The 23,660-nt window shown below is 72.0% G+C and carries 23 protein-coding genes and 1 pseudogene; 8 read left to right on the forward strand and 16 right to left on the reverse strand.

Annotated features, from left to right (window positions below):
* The first annotated feature begins 7 nt into the window (after window positions 1–7).
* Together F6W97_RS14225 and F6W97_RS14230 are read left to right on the forward strand one after the other, a co-directional pair.
* Window positions 8–586: a TetR/AcrR family transcriptional regulator gene (locus F6W97_RS14225; protein ID WP_155370781.1), complete on the forward strand. Its 579-nt coding sequence runs from the start codon at window positions 8–10 to the stop codon at window positions 584–586.
* A 270-nt stretch (window positions 587–856) separates the two neighbouring features.
* Window positions 857–1,618 carry a DUF427 domain-containing protein gene (locus tag F6W97_RS14230; RefSeq protein ID WP_155370782.1) on the forward strand — a complete coding sequence of 254 codons (762 nt, stop codon included), beginning with the start codon at window positions 857–859 and terminating at the stop codon, window positions 1,616–1,618.
* A 28-nt stretch (window positions 1,619–1,646) separates the two neighbouring features.
* Here the strand turns inward: F6W97_RS14230 and F6W97_RS14235 are convergent, their stop codons facing one another.
* The 14 genes and pseudogenes from F6W97_RS14235 to F6W97_RS14300 all read right to left on the reverse strand — a co-directional run bounded on the left by F6W97_RS14235 (window position 1,647) and on the right by F6W97_RS14300 (window position 15,287).
* Window positions 1,647–1,823 (reverse strand): hypothetical protein, encoded by a 177-nt coding sequence (locus F6W97_RS14235; RefSeq protein ID WP_155370783.1) that lies wholly within the window; start codon window positions 1,821–1,823, stop codon window positions 1,647–1,649.
* Window positions 1,820–2,419 carry a DEAD/DEAH box helicase family protein gene (locus F6W97_RS14240; protein WP_155370784.1) on the reverse strand — a complete coding sequence of 200 codons (600 nt, stop codon included), beginning with the start codon at window positions 2,417–2,419 and terminating at the stop codon, window positions 1,820–1,822. Before F6W97_RS14240 ends, F6W97_RS14235 begins: the two co-directional genes overlap by 4 nt.
* Window positions 2,420–2,611: 192 nt before the next feature.
* Complete coding sequence (locus F6W97_RS14245) at window positions 2,612–3,019, reverse strand: ester cyclase (RefSeq protein ID WP_155370785.1); 408 nt, start codon at window positions 3,017–3,019, stop codon at window positions 2,612–2,614.
* A 144-nt stretch (window positions 3,020–3,163) separates the two neighbouring features.
* Window positions 3,164–4,333, reverse strand: coding sequence for a glycoside hydrolase family 16 protein (locus tag F6W97_RS14250; RefSeq protein WP_155370786.1), 1,170 nt, complete (start codon window positions 4,331–4,333; stop codon window positions 3,164–3,166).
* On the reverse strand, window positions 4,333–4,872 hold the full coding sequence (locus F6W97_RS40645; RefSeq protein WP_230686668.1) for an enolase C-terminal domain-like protein: 540 nt from the start codon (window positions 4,870–4,872) through the stop codon (window positions 4,333–4,335). The genes F6W97_RS14250 and F6W97_RS40645 overlap by 1 nt, the downstream gene beginning before the upstream one ends.
* Window positions 4,833–5,261, reverse strand: a pseudogene (locus F6W97_RS40650) (mandelate racemase/muconate lactonizing enzyme family protein); the annotation flags it as partial. The pseudogene F6W97_RS40650 and the gene F6W97_RS40645, both read right to left, overlap by 40 nt.
* Before the next feature lie 2 nt (window positions 5,262–5,263).
* On the reverse strand, window positions 5,264–8,842 hold the full coding sequence (locus tag F6W97_RS14265) for a glycoside hydrolase family 2 TIM barrel-domain containing protein (protein WP_155370788.1): 3,579 nt from the start codon (window positions 8,840–8,842) through the stop codon (window positions 5,264–5,266).
* 64 nt (window positions 8,843–8,906) lie between these two features.
* On the reverse strand, window positions 8,907–9,851 hold the full coding sequence (locus F6W97_RS14270) for a glycoside hydrolase family 88 protein (protein WP_155370789.1): 945 nt from the start codon (window positions 9,849–9,851) through the stop codon (window positions 8,907–8,909).
* A 13-nt stretch (window positions 9,852–9,864) separates the two neighbouring features.
* Window positions 9,865–10,707, reverse strand: coding sequence for a fumarylacetoacetate hydrolase family protein (locus F6W97_RS14275; protein WP_155370790.1), 843 nt, complete (start codon window positions 10,705–10,707; stop codon window positions 9,865–9,867).
* A gap of 25 nt (window positions 10,708–10,732) precedes the next feature.
* On the reverse strand, window positions 10,733–11,356 hold the full coding sequence (locus F6W97_RS14280; RefSeq protein WP_155370791.1) for a bifunctional 4-hydroxy-2-oxoglutarate aldolase/2-dehydro-3-deoxy-phosphogluconate aldolase: 624 nt from the start codon (window positions 11,354–11,356) through the stop codon (window positions 10,733–10,735).
* Window positions 11,353–12,648: an extracellular solute-binding protein gene (locus F6W97_RS14285; RefSeq protein WP_155370792.1), complete on the reverse strand. Its 1,296-nt coding sequence runs from the start codon at window positions 12,646–12,648 to the stop codon at window positions 11,353–11,355. Before F6W97_RS14285 ends, F6W97_RS14280 begins: the two co-directional genes overlap by 4 nt.
* Before the next feature lie 40 nt (window positions 12,649–12,688).
* The gene (locus F6W97_RS14290; RefSeq protein WP_155370793.1) at window positions 12,689–13,579 is read right to left on the reverse strand and encodes a carbohydrate ABC transporter permease; all 891 of its coding nucleotides are present in this window, start codon (window positions 13,577–13,579) and stop codon (window positions 12,689–12,691) included.
* Complete coding sequence (locus F6W97_RS14295) at window positions 13,576–14,475, reverse strand: carbohydrate ABC transporter permease (protein ID WP_155370794.1); 900 nt, start codon at window positions 14,473–14,475, stop codon at window positions 13,576–13,578. The genes F6W97_RS14290 and F6W97_RS14295 overlap by 4 nt, the downstream gene beginning before the upstream one ends.
* Complete coding sequence (locus tag F6W97_RS14300) at window positions 14,472–15,287, reverse strand: IclR family transcriptional regulator (RefSeq protein ID WP_155370795.1); 816 nt, start codon at window positions 15,285–15,287, stop codon at window positions 14,472–14,474. Before F6W97_RS14300 ends, F6W97_RS14295 begins: the two co-directional genes overlap by 4 nt.
* Before the next feature lie 88 nt (window positions 15,288–15,375).
* Between F6W97_RS14300 and F6W97_RS14305 the strand changes: the two genes are divergently transcribed.
* The 6 genes from F6W97_RS14305 to F6W97_RS14330 all read left to right on the forward strand — a co-directional run bounded on the left by F6W97_RS14305 (window position 15,376) and on the right by F6W97_RS14330 (window position 20,687).
* Window positions 15,376–16,527: a mandelate racemase/muconate lactonizing enzyme family protein gene (locus F6W97_RS14305; RefSeq protein WP_155370796.1), complete on the forward strand. Its 1,152-nt coding sequence runs from the start codon at window positions 15,376–15,378 to the stop codon at window positions 16,525–16,527.
* Window positions 16,524–17,423 (forward strand): dihydrodipicolinate synthase family protein, encoded by a 900-nt coding sequence (locus tag F6W97_RS14310; RefSeq protein WP_155370797.1) that lies wholly within the window; start codon window positions 16,524–16,526, stop codon window positions 17,421–17,423. The genes F6W97_RS14305 and F6W97_RS14310 overlap by 4 nt, the downstream gene beginning before the upstream one ends.
* Complete coding sequence (locus F6W97_RS14315; RefSeq protein WP_230686669.1) at window positions 17,420–18,118, forward strand: SDR family NAD(P)-dependent oxidoreductase; 699 nt, start codon at window positions 17,420–17,422, stop codon at window positions 18,116–18,118. Before F6W97_RS14310 ends, F6W97_RS14315 begins: the two co-directional genes overlap by 4 nt.
* Window positions 18,109–19,065 carry a sugar kinase gene (locus F6W97_RS14320; RefSeq protein WP_155370798.1) on the forward strand — a complete coding sequence of 319 codons (957 nt, stop codon included), beginning with the start codon at window positions 18,109–18,111 and terminating at the stop codon, window positions 19,063–19,065. The genes F6W97_RS14315 and F6W97_RS14320 overlap by 10 nt, the downstream gene beginning before the upstream one ends.
* A 22-nt stretch (window positions 19,066–19,087) precedes the next feature.
* Window positions 19,088–19,990 (forward strand): SMP-30/gluconolactonase/LRE family protein, encoded by a 903-nt coding sequence (locus F6W97_RS14325; protein WP_230686670.1) that lies wholly within the window; start codon window positions 19,088–19,090, stop codon window positions 19,988–19,990.
* A 67-nt stretch (window positions 19,991–20,057) separates the two neighbouring features.
* Entirely contained in the window at window positions 20,058–20,687 is a 630-nt protein-coding gene (locus tag F6W97_RS14330) for a LysE family translocator (RefSeq protein WP_155370799.1), read from the forward strand.
* 98 nt (window positions 20,688–20,785) lie between these two features.
* Here F6W97_RS14330 and F6W97_RS14335 read toward each other — a convergent pair whose 3' ends face one another.
* Both F6W97_RS14335 and F6W97_RS14340 read right to left on the reverse strand, forming a co-directional pair.
* On the reverse strand, window positions 20,786–21,223 hold the full coding sequence (locus F6W97_RS14335) for an STAS domain-containing protein (protein ID WP_155370800.1): 438 nt from the start codon (window positions 21,221–21,223) through the stop codon (window positions 20,786–20,788).
* Between the two features lie 113 nt (window positions 21,224–21,336).
* Entirely contained in the window at window positions 21,337–23,604 is a 2,268-nt protein-coding gene (locus tag F6W97_RS14340) for a WD40/YVTN/BNR-like repeat-containing protein (RefSeq protein ID WP_196279139.1), read from the reverse strand.
* Window positions 23,605–23,660: the final 56 nt, after the last annotated feature.

Consider the following 23,660-nt stretch of genomic DNA (forward strand, 5'->3'; position numbering starts at 1 on the left):
GTTCCAGATGTCAACGCGAGGCGAGACCGGACGCCGAGCCGACGCAGTCCGCAACAGGCAACTCGCCCTGCAGGCGGCCACGGCCCTGCTGGCCCAGCCGGGCACCGCGCTCACCGTCGAGGCCATCGCCACCAAGGCGGGCCTGGGCGCGGCGACCGTGGTGCGCGCCTTCGGCGGCAAGGACGCGCTCCTGGATGCCGCAGTGTCCGGCCTGCTCGAACCGGTGGTCCGGCGGGCCAGGGCCCTACTGGAGCAGACCGCCGCCGAAGACGCCCTGCGCACCTTCCTCGCCGAGCTGATCGCCTTCCAGTCCGCACACCACGCCATCAGCGACCAGCTGGGCGACCTCGATCTGCCCGCCACGACCGCCCAGCGGGCAGAACTGGTGCGCAACGTGGAGGAGATGATCACAAGGGCGCGAGCCGACGGCGCGATCCGCACCGACCTGAGTCCCGCCGTCGTCACCACCCTGATCGGGCAGGCCGCCTATGCGGTCGCGCGGGCGCGACCCGCGTCCCGGGAACTCGCTGACGCCTGTGTCACCGTCCTCATGGACGGCCTGCGCCCGCAGCGCCGCGTCCGGTGACGGCACGCCAGAATCCCGAATGCGGCCGCCGCGGGTGCGGGCCCGCCTTCGGGCAGGGCAGGCTGGTCGGTTCAGATCGTGCGGCAGGGTGCAGCTGCCTCCCCGCACGCTCTGCCACTGGCAGTACGGCACCGACGCGCCGCCGCTCCAGCCCGGCGCGCCCTGCCCCTCCCCCACGGGCGCTGCCCTGGCAGCCGGTCGCGTTGTATCCGTTGACGCGCCCGCCGTAGTCGGTGGAATGTGACCCGGCACCACCTCGTTGACCGGTGTATGAGCGTTTCCACCAGCACGGGCACCCGCACCCGGATCGAGCACGGCGCCAAGCGCGTCCGCGTCTACTTCAACGGCCAGGTCCTGGCCGACACGAGCAGGCCGGTGCTCGTCTGGGAGGTGCCGTACTACCCGGCCTACTACGTGCCCGTCGAGGATGTACGCAGCGAGCTGCTCAAACCGACCGGCCGCACGGCCGACGCGCCGGGACTGGGCGAAGGCGACCTCTACACCGTGCAGGTCGGCGACCGCACCGCCGAGGACGCCGCGGTGCGCTACGAGCACTCGCCGACAGCGGAGCTGCGGGGGCTCGTGCGGTTCGAGTGGGCGGCCATGGACGCCTGGTTCGAGGAGGACGAGGAGGTGTACACCCATCCCCGCGACCCGCACACCCGGGTCGACATCCTGGCCAGCTCACGCCATGTACGGGTCGAGGTCGACGGGGTGACCGTGGCCGAGTCGCACCGCCCGACGATCCTGTTCGAGACCGGCCTGCCGCCGCGCTTCTACCTGCCGAAGACCGACGTCCGGCTCGACCTGCTGACGCCCACCGCGACGGTCAGCCACTGCCCGTACAAGGGCCAGGCCGAGTACTGGTCGGTGCGGGCCGGCGACACGGTGCACGACGACATCGTGTGGTCGTACCGCACGCCGCTGCACGAGAGCCGGAGGGTCGAAGGGCTGGTCTCGTTCTACAACGAGAAGGTCGACCTCTATGTGGACGGTGTGCTGCAGAAACGGCCGAACACGAAGTTCAGCTGACGGTCGTCGTCCCCGAGGCCGCCGCGCCTCACGCCATGCTGGGCGTCATCACCACGGCCATCAGCGCGACAACCGCTGCGACCGACCACTTGCCGAATCTCCTCTGCATGTCCGCAGAGTCGGTCCGGTCGCGCGACAACGCCAGCGACGGTCGATGATCTGACGGCCGGCCCAGTGCGGAGACATCCACCGCCGCCAGCCTCAACTGATCCACTGTGTCGAGGCGGCGGTTGTTCTGACCCAGGCGGCGACCTTTTGGGCGGTCTGCTCCGGGGTATCCGTGCCGGTGTCCAGGACGGTGCGGATGGCGCGTCGCAGGTGCGCGGCAAAGGCCAGGTGCTCGTCGATCGCATGCTCACGCCATGACGGCCTGTCCTGGAGCCGGGCGCGGCGCTGCTCATCCGTGCAGTCCAGGACGGCAAAGTGAGTCGGCCCCATCCAGCGCCACGACGGCAGGCCCACCAATTGCTCGGGCATCAGCGGCCCCAACAGGACAGTGCCGCGGCCTCCCTGCGCGATCCCGTGCGCCACACTCAGCCAGGCATCGCGGAACGCGTCCCAGTCGACCGGGCCGGTGGTCTTCATCGGGTCGATCAGCCAATCGACGTCGAAGACCACGCACTCAGGCAACGCAGCGGCCAGCGGCGCGAAGATCGCCGACTTTCCGGATCCGGACGCACCGGTGATGACGTACAGCGGCTCGCGGCGGGCAGGTTCGGTCCAGCCGCAGCGCGCGCAGACGGCGACATCAGCGGCCGGTTCGAGACCGACCGCAGGTTCACAACGCTGGCAATAACGCATCGCGTGACTCTCCTCGACCGCGTGACCTCAAGGTGCCTATTGAGGCGTGGGTGACCAGGCGCAACCAGCCCAGCCCAGGCGGCCGTAGAGTGCGCTCGCCCGAACACCTTGACCTTGTACACACCATGCTGTCGACCGGATAACGGGCGGTCGCCGCCATCGCGCGCCACGCTCCGCGACGCCGCGGAGCGGTCAGGACTCGGGCGGCGTCATGGTCACGCCGAGCTGCGTCGCCTTGGCGAACAGGTCGGCCATGGCCCACACCGCGGTGACACGTCCATCGCGTACCACGAAGAAGTGCACGCCGTCCCACGTGATCGTCTTGCCGGTGGGACGCACCGGCCCCCAGTCGCCCACGTGGCGAGCCGTCGCCCGCCACCGTACGGCGACCTGCTCGCCGTCGCTGACCAGTGAATGCACCTCGTACCGGGTGTCGGCCCAGGTGGCCGCGTCAGCGGCGTGCCACTGACGTAGTCCGGCAAGGGTGTCGGGCCTGCCGCCGTGGTCGAACGGGTCCGCATAGAAGCGCTCCAGCTCGTCGGTGCGCCCGCCGTTCCATACCCGGTCGATGAGCTCCCGGACCGTCTGCTCCGCCGTCATGGTCCTGCACCGTAGCAGATGAAGATCATCATCTCTGGACGGTCAAGCCGTCCTTTGCCGCCGACGGCCGCCACGGCCGGGATGACAGGTCTCGCGCTTCGAGCGCGGACGGCGTGGCGGCCGTTCTCACGGACCGGCTGAGGATCAGATACGGACGAACTTGACGGCGTCGGCGCGGGCACAGCCCGAGCCGCTGGAGGTCAGCTTCACCGAACCGGCGGTGCCGGACGGGAAGTAGTAGGAGCCCAGCGACACCCAGCCGGACGTGCCTGTGGTGCCGTTGACGTACGAGGTGCTGGTGACGCCGTCGTGGACGGTGTCGTAGCGGGCGTTGGTGTCGCTGCCCGAGTGCACGATCTTGTGTACGTACACCTGGTATGTCCCGGCCGCGCGCAGGTTGGGCCGCCAGGTGGCGGTGTTGCCGGCACTGTGGCAGGCGGCGTACCGGGTGGGCGAGCCGTAGTTCCAGCCGGTCAGGGTCGAGTCCAGCCAGCTGCCCGTCTCGGAGTAGCCGTAGGCGGCCGGTCCGTCGTTGTCGAGGTGGTAGTCCTTCTGCCAGAACCTGACGTAGTCGAACTGCACGGCGGCGGGCAGGAACGCGGGGTCCGGCGACGTGCCGTAGCCGATGCTGGTCAGCCAGATGCTGGTGTGGTCGTGCGTCCACTGGCTCGGCGTGTACGGGGCCGTGTACTTCAGCACCCCGTCGATGTAGAACTTCACCGAGGTCTCGGCCCAGTCGATGCCGTAGGTGTGCCACTGGCGCAGGTCGAGGCCGGTGTTGTAGGTCGAGCCCGGGTGGTAGGGGCCCGACGATCCGCTGCCGTTCCAGGTGTGCACGCCGGAGTGGTTGTTGCGCAGCAGCGCGGGTGACGACGTCGAGTCGATCTCGAAACCGTCGATCTCGGTGCGCTGCTCGGCCGGGAACGTCGTGGACCCGTTGCCCGCCATCAGCCAGAACGAGCTGTGCCAGCCCACCCCGTCGTTGATCTTCGCGCGGGTCTCGTAGTAGCCGTAGCGCAGGGTCTGCTTGCTGACGAGCCCGCCGCCGGTGAAGCTCTTGCCGGCGTACGCCTCCTGCTTGAGGTTGATGCTCATCAGCCCGCCGGAGACGGTCACGTTCTCCGGCCGCTGGGCGCTGTAGGCCTTGACGTCGGTGCGGTAGTTCCACTTGGCGGTGTCGACGGCGGTGCCGTCGAAGTCGTCGCTGAAGACCATGGTCCAGCCGGTGCCGGTCGGGTCGGCGTGCGCGGGTGCCGCCGCGCCGAGGCCGGTGACGACCCCGAGCACGGCCGCCAGGGTGATGAGACGTCGCATCATTTCCTCCCTTGCCAGAGGCGGGTGTCGGCCAGTCGGCGCACCGTCGCTTCGTCGACGGTGATACCGAGGCCGGGTGTGGTGGGCACGGTGCGGACCATCGGCCCGTCCGGCCCGGGGTGGGGCGTGTCGAGGTCGGGGGCGATGGCGGCGAGCGGGTTCTCGCCGGCCCAGTGCTCCATGACCTCCAGGTTCGGCATCGCCGCGGCGCACTGCAGGCTCGCTGCGAAGTGCACCGCCGAGCCGATGCTCACGTGCGGGGTGGCCTGCGCGCCGAACGCGTCGGCGAGCGCGGCGATCCGCATCGTCTCGGTGATCCCGCCGGCACGGCACACGTCGGGTTGCAGGACGTGCAGCGCGCCGGCGCGCAGGAACTCCAGCGCCCCGTGCCGGTTGGCCAGCGAGTCCAGGGCCAGCGGCAGGTCCAGCCGGGCGGCGCGGCGGGGATGCCTGAGGCGTACACGGGCACGGCAGTGCGGAAGGCGCCGCCGAGCAGCCGGTGCACGGGCACGCCCAGGGTGTGCCCCCAGGCGTCCCACAGGGCGATGTCGACCCCGGCGATCGCCTCCAGCCAGAAGCCGGAGTCGTGCCCGCGCACCCGCATCGCGGCGTACATCCGCTCCCAGGTCACCGTGATCTCGTCGACGGAGGTCCCGACGACCAGCGGCGTCAGCAGTTCCGTGACGAGGGCGGCGGTGACCCGGGCGGCCACGGGGGCTTTGCACTCGCCCCAGCCGATGACGCCGTCGGCCGTCTCGACCCGCACGAGCACGGTGTCGATGGTCGCGGAGTAGGCGTAGCGGCGGCGGGCCTGGACCGGGTAGGTCCCGAGCGCCGCGCCGCTGCTGCTCCAGGCGCGGGCGCCCCAGTAGCGTTCGCCGATCGGCTCGGCGAGCAGCGCGAAGGCTTCGACGGAGACGACTTTCACGGTCAGGCCACCGGGGTGAGGCGGATCGCGTTGCTGCGCAGGAAGCCGCCGCTGAACGTCGACACGACCTTGCCCGCACCCGCCGCCATCGCCCAGGTGCCCAGGGTGGTCCAGGCACCGGACTGGGTCACCTGGTTGACCGTGACGGTGGCGGCGCCGCCGGTGTGGGTGACGGCGTACTGGGCGGCGGTGGTGCTGCCGCTGTTGGCCGGGACCCAGATCTCGACCCGGTAGTTCGCGGCGGCGGCCAGGGTGGGCCGCCAGGTGGCGCTCGCCCCGGCCGCCTCGGTGTAGCGGCTCGGGGTGCCGTCGACGCCGGTCAGCGCGCTCGCCGACCACACGCCGGTCTCGGTGTAGCCGACGACGCCGGAGCAGTTCGGGGCGGTGGCGGTCACGGTCAGCGTCACCTGGCGTGGGCCGGGTGTGCCGGGCACCAGGTAGGCGGCCGACGGGGCGCTGACCCCGGCCGGGCCGACGGCGCGGACCCGGTGGGTGCGCCCGGCCGCCTCGGCCGTGGTCCCGAGCAGCAGCTGGCTGGTGCCTGCGACGGTCGCGAGCGGTGTCTCGGCCCCGCATTCGTCGACGGTGACGAGGTAGCCCTCGGCCCCGGCGACAGCCGTCCAGGTCAGCGTGGTCTGCCCGGCGGTCGTGCTGCTGGTCAGGCCGGTCGGGGCGGCGGGCACGGTGCCCGGCGCAGCGGGGCGGGTGCGGGCGGTGACGGCCACGGGCGTCGACCAGCCGGTGGCGGTCTGGGTGCGTACTGCGAGCTGGTAGTCGCGGTCGGGCTGCAGACCCGGCACGGTCAGCAGGTCGACCGCGGCAGCCTCGATCACGTGGGTGGCGCCGCCGGTGACGGCCACCTCGTGCCGTTCGGCGTAGCGGTGCGGGGTGAGGCGTACGCCGAGGCTGTCGTCGCCGCGCAGCACCCCGTGCACGGTGGCCGCGGCCGGTGCCGCGCTGCTCTGGGGCACCGCGGTGCGGGGCTCCGACCAGGCGGTCAGGATCGCGGAGGTGGTGCGGGCGCGGATCCGCACACTGTGCGCCGCTCCCCCGGCCAGTCCCTCGATCCTGGTGGAGGCCTTGAGCGTGGTCAGGTAGTCGCGGACGACGGTGCCGCCCGTGCTCACTTCGACCTGGTAGTTGACCGCGCCGGGCACGGTCATGAAACCTGCGACGAGGCCGCCGGGGATCGGCGCCAGGTCCTGCCAGCGCGGCGGCAGCCCGAGCGCGGCGGCGGTCGGTGTGACGGTGACGGGAGCGGACGGCGCGGAGCTGCCGAACCCGTTGCGGGCGGTGACGGTGACCTGGTACGCGGTGCCGTTGACCAGCCCGGTCAGCTCGGCGAACGGGTTGGCGGTGTCGACGGAGGTGACCACGGTGGACCCGGCGGTCGCGGTGGCCCGGTAGCCGACGGCCCCGGCGACCGGGGTGAAAGCCACGCGCAGCGCGCCGTCGGCGGCGATCGCGACCACGCCGCCGGGGGTGGCCGGGGCCCGCAGGTCGGCGGTGGCGACGGCCATCTCGTAGCCGAGCGGGCTGAGCAGGGTCAGCCGCTGCCCGACCGCCGTGCCGGGGTCGGTCCAGCCGACGCCGACCTGCACCGGGGCGGCTCCGGGCATGATGTCGGGCAGGTCGATCAGGCGGCCGTCGAGCACCGTTCCGGACGCGCTGGTGACCTGCCAGGCGAGCCGGTAGCCGCGCAGCGGGTAGGCGGGGGCGTCGGTGGCCAGGGCGCCGCGCGGGGTCAGCGTGAGCAGGCTCAGCCGCGTGCCGGAACCCGCCGAGGTGGTGACGGCAAGCGACCGGATCGGCGCGTTGGTCGCCTGCAGCTGCGGGTAGGCCCGCTTGAGCTGCCCCCACACGTTCTGGATGCCCCAACCGCGGACCTGGTTGGGTGAGGTCCCGCTGAAGTTGCTGCGGTAGTCGTTGAAGGTCCAGTGCGACGAGCCGATCAGCCACGGGCGGCCGGTGAAGACGGTCGCCGACGCCGCAGAGGTCGTCGTGAAGTCCACGTCCTCGCGGGTGATCGGGAACGTGAACGTGTCGGAGCTGTACTCGCTGACGAAGATCGGTTTCGTCGGGTAGAGGCCGTGCACGTGGTCGGCGCCGGAGGCGAAGCCGCCGTACATGTTGATGCAGGCGAAGTCGGTGTACTGCAGCGCCTCGTCGGCGCCGGTGGCGGCGGCCCCGAAGCTGTTGGAGACGTAGGTGTACAGGCGGGTGCTGTCCAGGGTGGTCCGGGCGAGGGCGATGATGTCGCGGACGTAGGTGCGCCCGGCCGCGCTCGCGCCCTGGATCTCGTTGGCCACCGACCAGGCGATCACCGACGGGTGGTTGTAGTCGCGGCGGATCATGTCGGTGAGCTGGCCGACCGTCACCGGGTCCGTGGGATTGAGGTTCGCGCCGCTCCCCCAGACCGGGATCTCCTCGATGATCAGCAGACCGCGTTCGTCGGCGTAGTCGAGCAGCTCCGGGGCCTGCGGCACGTGGTGGATGCGGGCCAGGTTCGCCCCGGACGCCTTCATCCGGTCCAGGTCCCGGCGGATCAGGTACGTCGGCTCGGTCGCCCCGGCGATCCGGTCGTCGCCGACCCGGTTGTATCCGTTGAGGCGTACCGGCTCGCCGTTGAGCAGCAGCGACGTGCCCTGGACCTGCACCGTGCGCAGCCCGAACCGGTCCGCCAGCGCGTGGCGCACCGTGCCGCCGACCTTCGCCGTGGTGGTGAACGTGTACAGGTTCGGCCGGTCCAGGCCCCACAGCGCGAAGCTGCCGGCGGGCAGGCTCACGGTGAGCAGCCCTTCCGTGCTGCCGCCCGCCGGGACGCTTACCTGCACGCTGGGCACGGTGACACCGGACAGCGGCTGCCCGGCCGCGTCGGTGACCGCGCCGGACAGCGTCACCGTCTGCGTCGACGCCGACCGGTTGGTGACGGTGACCCAGTTCTTGAGCACCGCCGACGGCCCGGCCAGTGTCACCGTGGTGATGACGTGCTGGCGTTCGAGGCGGACCGCGTCGTTGACGGTGAAGCCGACCGAGCGGCTGAACCCGCCCCACGGCCACCACGCGCCCACGGAGTAGGTGTTGTCGACCGCGACGGCGATCGTGTTGTCGCCGGTCGCGGCGAGCAGGCTGGTCACGTCGTACTCGAAGGCCGTGTAGCCGCCCTTGTGCTCGCCCAGCAGCGTGCCGTTGAACCAGACCTTCGCCTGGTAGTACAGGGCTTCGAAGCGCAACCGCACCACCTGCCGGGCGGTGTGGGCGGGGCTGGGCACGCGCTCGCGGTACCAGGCCAGGCCGCGGTAGTTGGCGTAGGTGTCGTGGACATCCCAGTTGCCGGGGACGAGCTGCTCGGCCCACGCGGCGTCGTTGAGGGCCGTTCCGGCGTAGCCGCCGGCCTCGCCGGTCCGGCCGGGGTCGGTGGCGAACTTCCAGATGCCGTCGAGGGTGATGTCGGTCTGTCCGGCGGTGGTGGCGTGGCCGGGGGTCAGCGCGTCGGCGACGCCGGGCAGGGACAGGGGCAGGAGCGCACCGGCGCAGCCTGCGCCGAGGAGTTTCAGGACGTTGCGGCGTGGCAGGGACATGACGCCTCCAGGGTGGGGACGGGGCGGGTGGGAGCGGGTGGGGTGGAGCAGGCCGTGCCGGGACTCAGCGGGGCGAGTCGGTCGCGGCGGCGTCGAGGAGCGCGAGCAGGAGCGGGCCCTGGCCCCAGGGGAAGACGCCGGTGGTGCGGTGCAGGTAGATGTCGGGCGGCCCGGCGGGGGTGGCCGCCGAGACCGGTAGCCCGCCGTGGCCGTCGAGGGCGTTCACGGCCGCGCGCAGGCTCCGGTCGGCGAGGGCACGCCAGGCCGGATCGACCATCCGGGTAAGCAGTCCGTGCTGGATCCCGGCGGCGACGAGCGCGGACACGCTGTGCTCGAACGGGGCCGCCGGGTCGTCGACGATGGTTCGCCACCGGCCGTCGGTCTCGTACCGGGCGAGCGCGTCCAGCAGGTGCGAGGTCCGCTCCCGCAGGGGGTGGTGAGCCGGGTCGGCGGTGGTGAGGGGGACGAGCCCGTGCAGTGCCCAGCCCTGGCCGCGTCCCCAGTGGACGCCGTCGGCTCGGGCCGGGCCGGTGTTGTAGGAGTGGCTGAACAGGCCGGTCGCGTCCTGGAGCCGGTCGCAGGCCAGGGTCATCGCAGCGGTGGCCGCGTCCGGGTGCCCGGCCAGGAGGAGGCCGGGGCCGTCGGTGTGCATGCAGTCGACCCAGACGGTGTCGCCGAGGTCGGGCAGGTCGGGGCGGTGGAGCGGCAGTGGTGCGCCGTCCTGCCAGACGGCCGCGACGAACCTGGTGATCGCCGCGTCGACCCGGATCGCCGGACGCAGCCGGTGCAGCTCGACGAGCACCTCGACCGGGATGAGGTGATCGGTGGGCTGAACCTGTCGACCGAGGGCGGGGGCGGTCAGGTCCGCGACGGTGTCGATCCACTGCGGACGGTCGTAGCGCGCTCCTGCGCGCAGCAGCCCGAGCAGGGCCATGCCCTCGCCGAAGCCCCAGATCCGGAAGTCGTGGTCGAGCGTGCGCGCCGCCACGGCCTCGATCGTGTCGCGCATCCGCCCACCCCCTTCAGGCCTGGCCGACGCGCTGGCGCTGGCGGCCGAGGCCGTCGATCTCGACCTCGACGATCTGACCGGCCCGCAGGTAGGGCCGGTCGGGCAGCCCGATGGCGCAGCCAGGCGGGGTGCCGGTGTTGATCACGTCGCCGGGTTCGAGGACCATGAACTGGCTGACGTGCCAGACCAGGTACGCCACGTCGAAGATCATGTCGGCGGTGGTGCCGTTCTGGCGCAGCAGCCCGTCGACCCACAGCCGCATGCCCAGGTCGTTCACGTCGCCGACGGTGTCGGGGGTGACCAGCCACGGGCCGAGCGGGTTGAAGGTCTCGCAGCACTTGCCCTTGTCCCAGGTGCCGCCGCGCTCGTGCTGGAAGACGCGCTCGGAGACGTCGTGGGAGATCGCGTAGCCGCCGATCACGGCCTTCGCGTCGGCCGGGGAGTCCAGGTAGCGGGCAGTGGCGCCGATGACGACGGCGAGTTCGACCTCCCAGTCCACGGCGGTGCCGCCGCGCGGCAGCAGCACCTCGTCGTCGGGTCCGACGACGGTGTTGGCCGCCTTGAGGAACAGCGCCGGTTCGTCGGGCCAGGTCTGCAGGCCCGGCTTGCGGAAGTTGGGCCCGACACAGACGATCTTGCCGGGCCGCGCCACCGGCGCGCCGATCCGCTGTCCCGCGAGGTCGAGCACGGGCAGGTCCCCGACCGCCAGGGCCCGTGCGGCACGGTCGACCCCGCCGCCGTCGAGGAATCCACCGTCGACGTCAGAGGTGACCGACGACAGGTCGTAGGCGGTGCCGTCCCGGTCGAGCAGGGCGGGCCGTTCGCGGCCCGCCGGCCCGACACGCATGAATCGCATCGCAGCGCCTCGCTTTTCCGATGTGTCAGGTGGGCCAGGCCGCCGCCGCGGCGGTGGCGAAGGCGTGGGCTCGGTGGCGCAGTTCGGGCCAGTCGGCGGCATCGACGACGGCTGCGCTGACGAGGGCGCTGCCGACACCGACCGCTACCGCACCCGCCGCGGCATAGGACGCCACCAGGTCGGCGGTGACGCCGCCGGTGGGGGCGAGCTTCAACTCCGGCATGGGGGCGAGCAGCTCACGTACGTAGCCGGGACCCATCGCCGCGGCGGGGAACACCTTGACCAGCGCCGCGCCCGCCTCGGCCGCGGTTTCGATCTCGGTCGGGCTGAACGCCCCGCACATCACCGGCAGATCGGTCGCGGCCAGCACGGGCAGCCGCAGCGTCGGGGTGACCAGGAACTGCGCCCCGGCGTCGCGTGCCGACAGCGCCTGCTCCGGACTGCGTACGCTGCCCGCGCCGACCAGGCACTCCGGCGGCAGGGCGGCGCGCAGCGCGGTGACCGCGTCGAGCGCGCCGGGCGTGGTCAGGGTGACCTCGACCGCGGTGAGGCCCGCGCCGGCGATGATCTCGCCGACGCGGACCGCGTCCGTGGCGGACGGCAGCCTGATGATGGCGATCACTCGGCTGAGCCCGCCGTTGACCGTCATGAGGTCAGGGCGTCCATCTGGGACTTCGCCGTGGCGAGAGCCTCCTTCGGGGACGCCTTGCCGATGAGCGCCGACTGCACCCCGTTGGCCAGTGCCGACTCGATCTGGGCGAACTTCGGGTAGATCCAGAACGGGTCGGCCGTGGTGTTCGCGCCGATGGTGCTGGTGAAGGCGGTGACGTAGGCGTCGGCGGTGACGTCGGCGCCGGCGAGCCCGGCCTTGGTGGTCGGCGGCAGGCCCGCGCTCTTGAACCACTTCGCGGTGTACGCCGGGTCGCTGGTGACGGTGGCGGCGAACTTCGCCGCGGCCGCGGACCCGTCGCCCTGCAGGACGGCCAGGGCGTGGCCCCACGCGAGGTGGCGCGGGGTGCCGCCGGATCCCTTGACCGGCCGGGAGATCGGCATCAGCTTGCTGCCGAGGTCCTTGTCGGCGGCGGTCTTGGTGACCGCGCCGCGCGCGCCGATGGCGTCCTCGTAGAAGCCGACCTTGCCCTGGGAGAACAGGGCGCGGGCGTCGAAGCGGTTGACGTCGGCCGCGATCAGCTTCTCGTCGTAGAGCTTCTTGTACCAGGTCAGCGCCTCGACGCTGGCGTCGTCGCCGACGACGATCTTCCCGCCGTCGACGACCGGCGAGCCGAACGTCCACATCCAGGCGATGAAGTCCTTGAGCTGGTCGACCTTGGTCATCGCGGCCCACGGCACGACGCCGCCGCCGAGGCCCTTCAGCGCCCGCAGGGCCTGCTCGAACTCGTCGACCGTCTTGGGCGCGGCGGTGATACCGGCCTTGCCGAGCAGCTCGGAGTTGCCGATGAGGCCGATGCCGGCCGAGGTCCACGGCAGGCCGTACTGCTTGCCGGCGGCCTTGCCGATGCCGATCGCGGCGTCGGTGTAGCCGCCCTTGTCGACCAGGGGGCCGAGGTCGACGAGCTTGCCGGTGGCGGCCAGGGTGGTCAGCCAGGCGACGTCGAGCTGCACGACCCCGCTGAGGCTGCCGCCCTGCACCTGCAGCAGGAGCTGGTTGAGGTAGTCGTTGTAGGGGTACGAGGCAGTGGTGATCTTGCCGCCGGACGCGCCGGCGTACGTGTCGACCAGGCCGGTGAGCGCGTCCTTGGTGGACGCCTCGTTGAGCGACCAGGCGGTGAAGTTGAAGTCCTTGACCCCGTTGTCGGCGAGGGGGTCGCCGGAGGTGGTGGCGGGACCGCTGGAGGGCGCGCAGGCGGCCAGGGCGCCTGCGCCGGCGGCGAGGCCGAGGAGCTTGAGCGCGCCGCGGCGGCTCATCGGTGACAGAGACATCGTTGTTCTCCAGGGAGGTGTGGTGTGGGAGGGGTGTTGCTCAGCCCTTGACCGCGCCGCTGGTCAGACCGGCGACGAGGTAGCGCTGCAGGACGGCGAATCCGATGACGACGGGCAGGGACACCACGAGCGAGGCGGCCATGAGGTCGGGCCAGGCGGCCTGGAACTCACCGAGATAGGTGTTGACCAGGCCGGGAGGCAGGGTCTGCTTCGCCGGCCCGGCGAGGGTGAGGGCGAAGATGAAGTCGTTCCAGCCCCGGATGAACGCGAACAGGCCGGTGGCGACGAGGCCGGGCAGCGATACCGGCAGCAGGATGCGGTGGATGACGGAGCCCTGTCCCGCGCCGTCGACCTTGGCCGCTTCGAGCAGCTCGTTGGGGATCGTGTCGAAGAAGCCCTTGAGCATCCACACGCACAGCGGCAGCGTGAAGGTGGTGAAGGACAGGATCAGCGCCAGGTAGGAGTTGAGCAGCCCGTAGGCGCTGAAGACCAGGTAGAGGGTGATGAGCAGCAGCGCCTGCGGGAACATCTGCGAGGCGAGGATCAGCGACATCAGGGACCGGCGGCCCCGGTAGCGGAACTTGCTGAACGAGTACGCCGTGTAGGCCGACACCAGCACCGTCAGCACCGCGGTGAGGCTGGAGACGATCAGGCTGTTGACGAGGTAGCGGCCCAGGACCGCGTTGTCGGCGAGGTTGGCGAAGTGCTCCAGGGTGAAGTGCTCGGGCCACAGCCGCGGCGGGAACCGGAACACGTCGTCGTTGGGCGTGAACGCGGTGACCAGCAGCCAGTAGACGGGCCCGAAGGCGAACACCCCGATGACGGCGACGGTCGCGGCCGCACCCAGGTTGCCCGGCCTGCGCCTGCGCGGCGGGGGCACGGCCGCGGGTGTGGTGGCGGTCTGCGTGGGGGCGTGGACGGTGGCGGTCACGACTGCTCCTCCCGTTCGGCGAACCGGACGTAGACGACGACCAGCACGAGCAGCAGCACCAGCCAGAGCGCGCCGAGCGCGCCCGCCCGGCCCAGGTCGAAGCCCTTGAACGCGGTGTCGTAGACGGCGACGGCGAAGGTGGTGGTGGCCCCGGCCGGGCCGCCGCCGGTGAGCACGTAGATCGTGTCGAAGTGCTGGAAGTTCCAGATGATCTCCAGCAGGACCACGATGCCGATGATCCCGCGCAGGTGCGGCAGGGTGACGTGCCAGAACCGGCGCAGCACCCCCGCGCCGTCCATGCCGGCCGCCTCGTGCAGCACGCCGGGCACGGTCTGCAGGCCGGCGAGCAGCATCACCATGATCCACGGGAAGCTGGCCCAGGTCTTGGCGATGATGACGGCGTACATGGCGGTGTCGGGGTCGCCGAGCCAGCTCACCGGTTCGGCGATCAGTCCGAGGCGGACCAGAATGCCGTTGAGCAGCCCGTAGTTGGCGTTGAAGATCCACAGCCAGGCGAAGGAGACGACCACGCCCGGGATGACCCAGGGGAACAGGAACGCCCCGCGCAGCAGCGCCCGGCCCGGCAGCCTGGTGTTGAGCGCCAGTGCCAACGCGAAGCCGATGAGGAACGGCGCGATCGTGCCGAGCCCGGTGAACACGATGGTGTTCCACAGCACCGGCCAGAACTGGTCGTCCAGCACGGCCCGGAAGTTGCCGAGGCCGACGAACTCCCGGCCCGGCTGCACCAGGCTCTGCTCGAACAGGCTCGTGGTCAGCGACCCGATGAGCGGGTAGAAGACGATCGCGCCGAACAGCACCAGCGCGGGCAGGGTCAGCAGGAAGCCGAAGGTCCGGTCGGACAGGGGCCGCCGCTCGGCGGTGGGCAACGGCGTCATGCCTGCCACACCTCCGCGTACGCCTGCTGCGACGGCACCCGGGCCGGGCCGTGGTAGCCCAGGCCCATGCTGATGGAGTCGGCGGCCTCGATGACCGCGCTGGCGAGCGCCGCCTCCCGGTTCTGCAAGTCGATTGCAGAGAGCGGCCCCGACACCGACAGCGCGGCGACGACGGCGCCGGAGGCGTCGCGGATCGGGGCGGCGACGCAGGCCCGGCCGAGCGCCAGCTCCTCGATCTCGCTGGCGTAGCCGCGGGCCACGGCCTGGGCGATCGCCTCGTCGAGTGCCTCGTGAGTGGTCAGCGTGCGCGGGGTGTAGCCCGGCAGGTCCTCCAGCAGCACCCGGCGCTCGGTCGGGCTGAGCCCGCTGAGCAGGGCCTTGCCGAGCCCGGTGCTGTGCAGCGGGTTGCGCTGGCCGGCGAGCGTGAACGGCCGCGGGGCCTGCCGTCCCTCGAAGTTGAGCAGGTAGAACAGCTCGTCGCCGCGGCGGATGGCGACGTTGGCGCCCAGGCCGAGTTCGGCGGCGAGGTTCTGGGCGACCTGGCGGGCCTCGCGGTGCACCGGGTGGCTGTTGAGCACCGCCCCGCCGAAGGAGACCATGTCCAGGCCCAGCCGGTACAGGCCGCTCACCGGGTCGCGGTCCACGAAGCCGGCCGCCTCCAGGGTCGCCAGCAGCCGCGACGCGGTCGACAGGGTGAGCCCGACCGCACTGGCCACATCGGAGACGCGCAGCTCGGCGCGCCCGGCCGTGAAGACCCGCAGCACACCGAGCGCTCGCTCGACGCTCTGGTTGCCGCTTGTATCCGAAGCCATGTGAGAAAGCCCCTCTGGAAGTTGCTTGCGCGATACGGCAAGGTATCCCGTATGTTGCAAGGCGTCAATCAGTGAGTGGGAGCACCTTGTGAAAGTAACGGCCGTGGAGTCCTATGTCGTCAAGCTGCGCCCACCGGAGGCATATCTGGGCGCACGGCCGGCCGGTGCGGCCCCGGGCGACGCCTACTACCTGCGGCCGCCGTGGCGCAGCCTCTACTCCGACCGGTTCGAGTCGCTGCTGGTCCGGATCACCTGCGACGACGGCACGTACGGCTGGGGTGAGGCACTGGCTCCCGTCGCGCCGGAGATCGCGCAGGCCGTCGTCGACCGGCTGCTGGCACCGGTGCTCATCGGCCGCGACCCGCGCCGCGTACGGCCGCTGTGGTCCACGCTCACCGGTCTGATGCGCGAACGCGGCCACCTCACCGGTCACCAGGCCGACGCCCTGGCCGCGGTCGACATCGCACTGTGGGACCTCGCCGGCAAGGCTCACGGCGCACCCGTGCACGCGCTGCTGGGCGGAGCGTTCCGCGACGAGATCCCCACCTACGTCTCCGGGCTGGCCAAACCGAGCGACGCCGAACGCGCGGCGCTGGCCCGGCAGTGGACCGACGGCGGCGTACGCGCCATCAAGCTGCACCTGGGCCACGGTGTGGCCGCCGACCTCGCCACCTTCGACGCCGTCCAGGCCGCGCACCCGGACCTGCGGGTCGCGGTCGACGCCCACTGGGCCTACTCCCTCGGCGACGCGCTGCGGCTCGGCCGCGCCCTCGACGAGCGCGGCGCCTGGTTCCTGGAGGCGCCGCTGGTGCCCGAGGACGTGACCGCCCACCGCGAGCTCGCCGCCGCACTGAGCACCCCGATCGCGGTCGGCGAGGCGATGCGCAACCGTTTCGAGTTCCGCGACTGGCTGCACGCCCGTGCCGTGGACCTGTGCCAGCCCGACGTCGGGCGCACCGGCATCACCGAGGCGATGGAGATCGCCGCGCTCGCCGCAGCCCACCACCTGCCCCTCGCCCCGCACCACTCCGTCGGGCTCGGCGTCGCCGTCGCCGCCGGCCTGCACGTCAGCGCCGCAGTCGACGACATGCCGGCGTTCGAGTTCCAACCCGCCACCATGGCGGTGGCCAACCGGATCCTGACCAGCCCGCTGACCGGCGGTCCGGTGGCCTTCGCACTCCCCCGGTCACCCGGCCTCGGCGTCGAGGTCGACATCAGCACCCTGCAGGAGGAAGCATGACCCGCTCGTCCGACGTACACGGCCTGATCCCCGTCCTGGCCACCCCCTTCCAGCCCGACGGCTCGCTCGACCTGCCGTCGCTGCGGCGGCTGGTGGAGTTCCAGGTGGCCTCCGGGGTGGACGGCGTCGCCGTCTTCGGCTTCGCCAGCGAGGGGTTCACGCTGACCACCGCCGAACGGGCGAGCATCCTGCAGACCGTCGTGGCGGCCGCGCCCGCCGAGCTGCCGATCGTGGCGGGGGTCGCCGCCGTCGGCACCCGGGACGCGGTCGAGCAGACCCGCGCCGCGGCCGCGAACGGTGCCAGCGTCGCCATGGTGGTGCCGCCGTTCATGGTCAAGCCGAGCCCCGCGCAGATGGTCGACTTCTACGGTGTCGTCGCCGCCGAGGGCGGGCTGCCGATCATGGTGCAGGACGCTCCCGGGCCGACCGGGGTCAACATGCCGGTCTCGCTGCTCGTCGAACTGTCCAAGATCGACGGCGTGGCGTCGGTCAAGGTCGAGACCCAGCCGACCACGCCGAAGGTCGCCGCCGTGCACGAGGGCACCGCCGACGACTTCCTCACCCTCGGCGGGCAGAACGCGCTGTTCCTGCTGGAGGAGTACGCCCGCGGCGCGGTCGGCACCATGCCCGCCTGCGAGTTCCCCGACCTGCTGGCACCCGTGCTGCGCCAGTGGACGGCCGGGGACGCCGCCGCGGCACGGGCGTCGTTCGCCACGCTGCTGCCGCTCATCCGGTTCGGGCTGCAGCCGGGCATCGCCTGGTCGATCCACAAGCATGTGCTGGTACGCCGGGGAATCATCGCCTCGGCGACGGTGCGCCCGCCCGCCGTGGACGCCGACGCCGCCACCCTCGCCTGGCTCGACGACATCCTCACCGACCTCGGGCTCCTGTCGTGATCGGCCGCGGCGTCCTGCTCGTCGGCTCCAGCTCACCGATCGGGCAGGCCATCGGCGCTTCCTTCGCCGCGAGCGGCGACACCGTCGTCGGCGTCTCCCTGCACCAGCCCGCCGACCTGATCGCCGACTGCGCCAGCGCCGAGGGCGCACAGGCTGCGGTGCAGGCCGTCGTCGACCGCGCCGGATCACTCGACGTCGTGGTCCTCGCGGCGGCGGTCATGCCCGTCGCGCCGATCACCGCGACCACGGACGCGCAGTGGCACGCCGCACTCGACGCGGTGCTCGGCACGGCGTTCGCAGTGTGCCGCACCGCGCTGCCGATCATGCGCCGTGGCAGCACGATCGTGGCGGTGAGCTCGGTCAACGCCACCCTCGCCGCGCCCGGACTGCCCGCCTACGCCGCGGCCAAGGCAGGACTCGAAGGCCTGGTCCGCCAGCTGGCCCTCGAGTACGGCCCGCGCGGGATCACCGTCAACGCCGTCGCCCCCGGCCTCATCGACGACGGCGGCTCCCCCGCGGCGACGGCCGGCTACCCGCTGGGCCGGACCGGCCGGCCGCACGAGGTCGCCGCCGCCGTGCACTTCCTCGCCGGAGCCGGCTTCGTCACCGGCGCGGTGCTGCCGGTCGACGGCGGCCTGTCCATCGCGTCCCCGGCCGCGTTCCTGCGCGAGGACCTGCGGGCACGATGGCAGTGAGCCGGCGGCTCGACATCGTCGGCTTCGGCGAGGCGATGGCGCTGTTCCAGCCCTTCGACGGCGCCGACCTGCGTACCGCAGCCCAGGTCGGCGTGCACGTGGCGGGCGCGGAGCTGAACCTGTGCGCCGCGGCCGCCCGGGTCGGGCTGCGGGCCGGGTTCTGCAGCAGGGTCGGCGACGACCCGCTCGGGACCCGGGTCGTCGACCACGCCGGGTCGCTGGGCGTCGACACCGGACTCGTCACCGTCGACGCGCAGCGCCCGACCGGGCTGTTCCTCAAGGACGTCCGGCCCGACGGGGTGCGGCGGGTGCACTACTACCGGCGCGGCTCGGCGGCGTCGGCGATGAGCGGCGACGACGTTGCCCGGCTGCTCGCCGATCCACCCCGGCTCGTCGCGGTCTCGGGCATCACCTCGGCGCTGGGCGAGGGGCCGCGGGCGGCGGTACGCGCGCTGCTGCACCGCGCCCGCGCGGCTGGGACCACGGTCGCCTTCGACCCCAACCTGCGCCCGGCGCTCGGCGACGTGGACGGCCAGCTCGCCGAGGCCCGCGCGCTGCTGCCGCACGTCGACGTCCTGCTCCTCGGGCTGGACGAGGCCGAGCCGCTGTTCGGCACGGCCGACCCCGCCTCGATCTTCCGGGCCGCGGCGGCCGCCGGGGTACGCGAGACGGTACTCAAAGCCGGCGCCGACGGCTGCTACCACGCCACGGACGCCGGGTTCGCGCACCTGCCAACGGCCGCGTCCACGGTGGTGGACCCGGTCGGGGCGGGCGACGCGTTCGGCGGCGGTTACCTGGCCGCACGGCTGCGAGGTGCGGCCCCGTCCGGGGCGGCGTGGCTCGGCAGCCGGCTCGCGGCAGGCGTCGTGGCGGCCGACGGCGACACGGACGGGCTGCCCGCAGCCGACACGGCACGGGCGCTCCTGTGCGACGCCGTCGGGCGGTGACCAGATTTCGGAGGTGTGGCACGTGGACGTGATCTCGGCGGAGGCGTACCAGCTCGGCGAAGGCCCGCGGGTCGATCCGCGCACCGGTGAGCTGCTCTGGGTCGACATCGCCGCCGGGCGGCTGCACCGGGGCCGCTGGCACGGCGCGACGCTGACACCCACCGCCGGGTACCAGGTGGGAACCCACGTCGGTGCCGTGGCTCCCGTCGCCGGGGACGGCGCCGGGTGGGTGGTGGCGGCCGGACGGGGATTCGCGCACGTGGCCGCCGACGGCACCGTACGCCCGCTCGGGCAGCTCCGGCCGGACGACGGCATTTCCAAAGCCGACGCGATCACCGCCGACGGCACCCGCATGAACGACGGCGCCTGCGACCCGGCGGGACGTTTCCTGGCCGGCAGCCAGATCCTGCCCGGCACGGCGCCCCGCTCCGGGGCGCTGCACCGGCTCGACCCTGACCGGACGGTCAGCACGGTCCTCACGGGTGTCGGGTGTTCCAACGGGATCGGCTGGAACGCCGACGGAACAGCCATGTTCTACATCGACTCCCTGGCGCGCCGGCTCGACGTCTTCGACTACGACCCCGCGACCGGTGCGGCGACCGCGCGGCGGGAGCTGGCCGCCTTCGACGACGGCAGCCCGGACGGGCTTTGCGTCGACGACGAGGGCTGCGTCTGGGTGGCGGTGTGGGACGCCTGGTGCGTACGCCGGTTCACCGCCACCGGGCGGCTGCTCACCACACTGGAGCTGCCGGTGCCCCGGCCCACCGCGGTCTGCCTAGCGGGCACGGCGCTGGTGGTGACGACCGCGTGGGCGGGACTGGATCCGGCGGCCCGTGCCCGAGCGCCGCTCAGCGGCCGTATCTTCGCCGTCGACATCGGAGTCACCGGCCCGGCCGCCACCGCCTGGGCCGGTGTGCCCTGCTGAGGCCATACCATCGCGAGCGGGTCTTCTCTGCGCCTTCCCCAAATGAGTGACACAAGGATGCGGTTTGATGTTCCACAACTCGCAGCTCATACCCTATGCCCTGGTCGCCCTGCTCGGGGCCGTCGCTCCCGGGCCCGACTTCGCGCTGGTCACTCGATATGCCTCGCGGTGGGGAAGACGCGCCGGCCTGCTCGCCGCCGGCGGAGTGGCCTCCGGCATGGCGGTGAACACGGCGGCTGCGGTACTGGGTCTCGGGGCGGTGCTGGCCGCTTCGCCGAAGGTCTACACCGTCGTTCGGCTGATCGGCGCCGTGTACCTCCTGTACCTGGGCATCCGGTTAGTGGTCTCGATACTGCGGGTCAGGCGCGACGGAGTTCCCTCGAAGACCGAGCCCGAATCGCGGCATTCCGCACGCACGGCATTCTGGCGAGGCTTTGTGGTCAACATCCTGAACCCGAAGGCGATGGTGTTCCTGGTGGCGCTGATGCCCCAGTTCCTGCCGCAATCACCAGCCATGGTGGACCGGGCGGCGCTCGGTGTGATCACCGTGCTCGTGGTCCTGCTCTGGTTCGTCGTGGTGGCGCTCGGATTCTCCCTGCTCCGCCGGTTCTTCGAACAGCCACGCGCGCGCCGGGCCTTGGACGCCGTCACCGCGATCGTGCTGATCGGGCTTGGCGTGAAGATCGCCTTGGACTGATCGTGCGTACCTGGGCTGCATGGGCGGCCGGGCCGGGACACCGACGTCCGGGGCGCAGCGGAGCAGACGCCGAGGTTCGGCGGTGCCCGGCACCGGGGTCAGCGGGTACGCCGTGGGCGGCGGGCCGCTGCCGTCGGACGTAGACAGTGCAGGTGTGCGGTGATGGAGCGACGCCGGTCGGTGTGATGCCACGGCGGGGCGCTGTCCGAAACGTCGCAGGGCGTGGCCGCGAGCAGCTGGTCGGCACGTAGCGCCTGGATGGCGGCACGGATGTGCGGCGGCGGGTCGGCGATCGTCAGGTGCACACCCAGTCGCAGCGCGCTGGTGCGGAAGAGCATCAGCACGCTGACGCCCGCGGCGTCGATCGCGTCGAGGCCGGCGCAGTCCACGGTGAGCTGGTCGGTGGGAAAACGGTCGAGCACGACACCGATCGCTTTGCCCAGCTGGTGTGCGGTGGTCGAGTCGAGCCGCCCGCGGGCGGTCAGGTAGACGCCCACCGGTGAGGTGTACAGGCGCAGCTCCAGCTTCTCGGTCATCGGCCGCTCGCTCACGTCGTTGTGATGGTCGGGTTCCGCTGTCGATTCCCCGTACGGCGTGCCGCTAATCCTCGAACTCCATCACGATTGGGCAACAAGCGGACAGTGGCCGATCAGGCGACCGGCGCACCGACGTCGAGCCGGTAGACGCCCAGGCCGTAGGTGCCCGCCGTGATCAGGGTGCGGCCGCCGGAGACGGCGGTCGCCAGGTCCATCACCGACACCACGGGCAGGCCGGTGCCCGCGGCCGACCAGGTGGCGCCCGCGTCGGTGGAGGTGAAGACACCGACGTCGGTGCCGACGTAGAGCGCGTTGCGGTTCTGCGGATCGAGGACCAGGTCGTTGACGGGCGCGTTGGGGAGGTTTCCGGAGATCTGCTGCCAGCTGGCGCCGCCGTTGGTGGTGCGGTAGACGTGGGCGGCCGCGTCGCCGGTGGTGTATCCGGACAGGGTGGCGTAGACGAGGTTGGCGTCCGTGGGGTCGACGGCGAGCCGGGTGACCCAGCGCTGCGGCAGCGCGGTGCCGATCTCGGTCCAGGTGCTGCCGGTGTTGCGGGTGACCCAGACGCGGCCGTCGTCGGTGCCGACGTAGATGGTCGCGGCGCTGGTCTTCGCGACGGCGATCGTGGAGATGGTGTTGTAGCTGGTGCTGCCGCTGCTGCCCCGGCTCAGGTCACCGCTGATCGCGGTCCAGCTCTGCGCCGAGTTGGTGGAGCGGTTGAGCCGGTTGCCGCCGTAGTACATGACGGCCGGGTTCGACGGGTCGAACACGACGGGCGTCAGCCAGGCGCGGCGGTCCGAGGTCGTCGATCCGAAGCTGCTCATCGAGTTGCCGCCGTTGGTGGAGCGGCCGCAGGAGCCGTTCTGCGAGCAGGCGTACACCTTCTGGTGGTTGGTGGGGTCGATGAGGTTCTGCAGGCCGTCGCCGCCGTAGTAGGACCCCCACGCCGACCAGGACCGGACCGAGCCGTTGTCCTGCAGGCCGCCGCTGATGCGCGTGACGTCCTGCTGGGACACCGCGACGGTGTAGAACTGCATGTTGCCCAGCCGGGTGGTCTTGGTCCAGGAGCCGCTCAGCGACCCGTTCGCGGTGGAGCGGTAGATGCCGCCGTCGTTGCCGAGGAAGACGCGGTTGGCGACCCGGGGGTCGAACGCCAGGGCGTGCTGGTCGGCGTGGAACGAGCTGGAGTTGCTGGTCCAGCTCCCGCCGGCGTTGCTGGATTCGAGCATCGGGACGCCGGGCACCCAGACGTGCTGGGGCGCGAGGGGGTCGACGAAGATCCGGGAGAACCACCAGCCGAAGGTGGACTGGGAGGAGTTCAGCGCCGTCGTGTTGGTGATCTTCGTCCAGGTGTCGCCGCGGTTGGTGGAGGTCCAGAAGCCGAGGAAGTTGCCGGTGGCGTTGGCCGCGATCGCGTACACCCGGTTGGCGTCGCTCTTGGCGACCGCCACGCCCATCCGGCCCACGTTGGCGCCCGACGCCGGCAGCGTGCTGGCGAGCCGGGTGAAACTCGTGCCGCCGTCGGTGGACCGGAACAGGCCGGAACCGACCCCGCCGTAGCGGCGGCTGCCGGGCATCCGCTGGTGGTCCCACATGGTGACGTAGATCCGGTTCGGGTCGGCGGGGTCGAGGGCGACGTCCGAGGCGCCGGTGGTGGAGTTGGCGCCGGCGAGGATCTGCGTCCAGGCGGCGCCGCCGTCGGTGGTGCGGTAGAGGCCGCGGGCACCGCCGGGCACGTACAGGTTTCCGGTGGCCGCGACCAGGATCCGGTTCTCGTTGGCGGGGTCGACGACGATGCGGCCGATCCGGTTGGTGCCGGTCAGGCCGATCGACTGCCAGGTCACGCCGTGGTCGGTCGAGCGGTAGACGCCCGTGCCGGGGAATGAGGCGCTGCCGCCGCCGGGGTTGGCCTCGCCGGTCCCGGCGTAGAGGACGCCCGCGCTGGTGATCGCGATCGCGCCGACGGCCTGGGTGATGGCGGAGTCCCACGCGTAGTTGAACGTGCTGCCCGAGTCGGTGCTCTTCCAGACGCCGCCCGAGGCGGTCGCGGCGTAGACCGTGTTGGCGACCGACGGGTCGACGACCAGGTCGGTGACCCGGCCGCCGAGATTCGTCGGGCCCATCGACTGCCAGGCGGGCAGCGCGGCGAACGTGGACGCGCCCGCGGCGCCGATCCGCGCGGCCTGGGCACGGGCTCGCCCCGCCAGCGCGACAAGGTCACCGGTCTGACCGGCGCCCAGGCGCTGGGCCATGAACCACTCGTCGGCGCCGGACGGGCCGGTGACACCTTCGAGCGCCTCCAGTGCGGCGACGTCGACTCCGATCACGACGTCAGCGGGCAGGCGGTGCGCGTCGGCGGCGGCGACGAACGACAGGCCCAAAAGGACGGTAAGACTGAAACCCAGTGATGATCTCATATTCCCCACCCCGGCTAGAC

The sequence above is a fragment of the Catellatospora vulcania genome (assembly GCF_009720385.1).
GTDB classification, from domain to species: domain Bacteria; phylum Actinomycetota; class Actinomycetes; order Mycobacteriales; family Micromonosporaceae; genus Catellatospora; species Catellatospora vulcania.